The sequence below is a fragment of the Roseovarius tibetensis genome (assembly GCF_050896375.1).
GTDB classification, from domain to species: domain Bacteria; phylum Pseudomonadota; class Alphaproteobacteria; order Rhodobacterales; family Rhodobacteraceae; genus Roseovarius; species Roseovarius tibetensis.
In genome coordinates this window covers 1-2,922 of sequence record NZ_JBPBBB010000099.1, presented here as the reverse complement: position 1 = coordinate 2,922, position 2,922 = coordinate 1, and the positions used below count along the sequence as shown (strand labels likewise).

The following is a 2,922-nucleotide window of genomic DNA, read 5'->3' as shown; positions in this document are numbered from 1 at the left end:
ACCGGATCGACGAACTCCTCCCTTGGAACTTCCAGACGTCAAGCTGAAAAGCCCGTGGGGCCCAGCTGGCGCTTACGAAGCTGAATGATGTCACCCAATTGAACTGCACAGGTCATTCGAGCATTTCCTCAAGCTCAGCCAGGTCGTCGGCAATTTCGTCGTTGAGTTCTTTCATCCTACCAAGGATCGCATGGGGTGGATCAAAGTTCTCCTCTTCGTAGACACGTTCCTTGTACCGGCTGAGTGAGAGGTCGTAGCCGGCCTCCTTGATCTCGGTAGCCGAGACAAAGAACGCCTTCGAGGTCCGGTCCGTGTCCTTTTTCGGATCGCGGGAGCGCCAGCGGTCAAGGCAAACTGGCAGGTCGTTCTCGGCAACAGGCTCCCGCTTGTCGTCCAGTGACAGACCATCGGCCTCGACGTCATAAAAGAAGACGTTGTCGGTACGTCCGCCCTTGGTGAAGACCAAGATGCCGGTGGACACGCCCGCATAGGGCCGGAACACACCGCTGGGCAGCGAGATCACGGCTTCCAGCTGGTTATGGTCCACCAGGAGCTGGCGCAGCTGACGGTGCGCGCCGGAGGAACCGAACAGCACCCCATCGGGCACGATGGTCGCCGAACGCCCGCCGGTGTTCAGCATGCGCAGGATCAGCGCGAGAAAGAGCAGCTCGGTCTTCTTCGTCTTGACCTGGCGCAGCAAGCCAGAGTGCACATCCTCGAAGTCGAGGCTGCCCTTGAAGGGCGGGTTGGCGAGGATAACGTCGAAGCCCTCGCTCGCCTGCTTCGGAAACTTGTCCGTGAAGCCATTGCTCAGCGTGTCCTGATAATGGATATCAGGATCATCGACCCCGTGCAGCATGAGGTTCATCGCTGCGATCCGCAGCATGGTGGCGTCGAAGTCAAAGCCATGGAACATACTGCTACGGATGTGCTCGCGTTGCTCTTCGAGCAGGTCGCCGGTGAAGATCTTCTCGACCGCGCCGGTCTCGGGATCCTTCTCTTCGATCACGGCCGCGGGCGAAGTGTAGGTTTCGAGCAGGTACTCCATGACACTGACGAGGAAGCCGCCGGTGCCGCAGGCGGGGTCGCCGATCACGTCTGTCGGCTTGGGCTCAAGCATGTCGACCATCAACCGAATGATGTGCCGCGGTGTGCGGAATTGACCGTTGATGCCAGCCGTCGTCAGTTTGCTCAGCAGGTACTCGTAGAGGTCGCCCTTCGTATCGCCTTCGGTCAGCGGGAGCTCGTGTATCATGTTCACGGCCTTCACCAGAAGCCCAGGCTTCTGGATCATTAGCTGAGCGTCCTTCATGAACTCCGCGAAGGCCGTGCCGCCGACGACGGTGGTGCGGAAGTGTGGGAAAACCTTGTCGCGCACGAGGGGCAGCATCTGGTCGGATCCTAGGTGACGGAACTGCGACCAGCGCAGGTGCTGCTCGTCCTCCTTGAAGCGGCGCTGGAAAGACCTGCCGGTCCGCTTCTGGCGGTTTTCATCCCGCGCCTCGTTGATGTCGAGGAGGCGCGCATACATCAAGAACGTGATCTGCTCGATCACCGTCAGCGGGTTGGTAATCCCACCCTGCCAGAATTCTGTCCAGAGCGCGTCGACGCGCCGCTTGAGATCACCCGTGACCATTTATGATTTCCTCTCGTTCGGGCTGTCGTCTGGGCGCTCCTCGACCGCGGGGCCGAAGGAGCGAACGATAGATATAAGATCGGTGAGGTCAGACTCGTCCTCGAATACCCCGTCCGGTCCGTCGGCGTCGACCACAGTGAACGGGTCGTCGTAGAGCCGCTCGACCTCGATCGTACCGTACCGTGCGATGTGGTTTTGCAGCAGCGCGATGAAGCGTGTCTGCTTCGCGCTCAGCTTCGGATGCTTCTGGACGAAGGCGGTGAACTTTTCCCGCACCGCCTCGGGGTCCATGCCCACGATCACCCGGATCGCGAGATAGAGCGGACCGGCGGTCTCGCTGAAGAACTCCTCAAGGTGCTCACGTCTTACGTCCGGATGCTGGGTCAGGACAAGGGACACGAGCGAGTCGATTTCGCGGTCGGACACGGCTTCGCCGGCACGGATCTTTTTCAAGACCGGATTGGTCTCGAAGTGCTGCTTGAGTTCCGCTTCGACGATCTGCCTGTACACCTTGTTATCGACGGCGGTGAGGCTTGCCGAACGACGGGCAAACTGCATCTGCCCGGCATCCTCTGTGATATCGACCACCTTCGGAGGAACTCCCTGCGAGCCACCCTTCGTCCGGTGATGCATGATCTCACGAAGCTGGAGACGTGCGCCTTCCAAGTCAGCAAACGTTACATCCTTCCAGAAGGCATCTGACTTCACGCACTTGATGACTTCCGCCTTCTCGCGCACCGGGTTTAGGTGCATTTGAAGGGATGCTAGGCGGTCGAGGAGCTCGATCTTCAGATCAGAAATCTCTCCCGAGCCACGAAGCACCGCGATCTGCATACGGGCGATGAGGAGGTCGAGCGCGAGGGCGTCGCCCAAGCCACGGATGTTTCGCCACTGCATCAACGGAGCGATCTCCTGGCGCAGCCTGGCGACGGTCGCCGGGGCGAATGCCTTCAATACCTCGGGGCGTGATAGTGCGCGCTTCTCCTTCCATTTCTCCCGAACCGCGATGGATTCTTCCGGCAGGGCATTGATGTCCTGCTCCACGAGCTTGATGACAGCGTCGAAGGCCGCGATTTCGCTTTTCTGAAGGGCGATCTCCGCAACGTTCAGCCGCTCATCGAAGACCAGCTGAGCAAGCGGCTTGCCCTGCGTGGCCTCGGCAGGGCGATAGCCCATCTCGAAGCGAGCGAAGTTGCCCCAATGGTCGAAGATGAATCGCCCCGGATTTACCGGAGACCTATAGCTTCATTTCACGCGACCATATCGAGCACGTCGCGCTGTGCATA

2 protein-coding genes are annotated in these 2,922 nt (G+C 59.8%); both read right to left on the bottom strand.

The genetic code is table 11. The annotated features are described in order from the left end of the window. Positions 1 to 112: 112 nt before the first annotated feature. Positions 113 to 1,636 (bottom strand): type I restriction-modification system subunit M, encoded by a 1,524-nt coding sequence (locus tag ACROSR_RS20395; RefSeq protein ID WP_432687708.1) that lies wholly within the window; start codon positions 1,634 to 1,636, stop codon positions 113 to 115. Next, positions 1,637 to 2,812 carry a type I restriction-modification enzyme R subunit C-terminal domain-containing protein gene (locus ACROSR_RS20390; protein ID WP_432687707.1) on the bottom strand — a complete coding sequence of 392 codons (1,176 nt, stop codon included), beginning with the start codon at positions 2,810 to 2,812 and terminating at the stop codon, positions 1,637 to 1,639. Positions 2,813 to 2,922 lie beyond the last annotated feature (110 nt).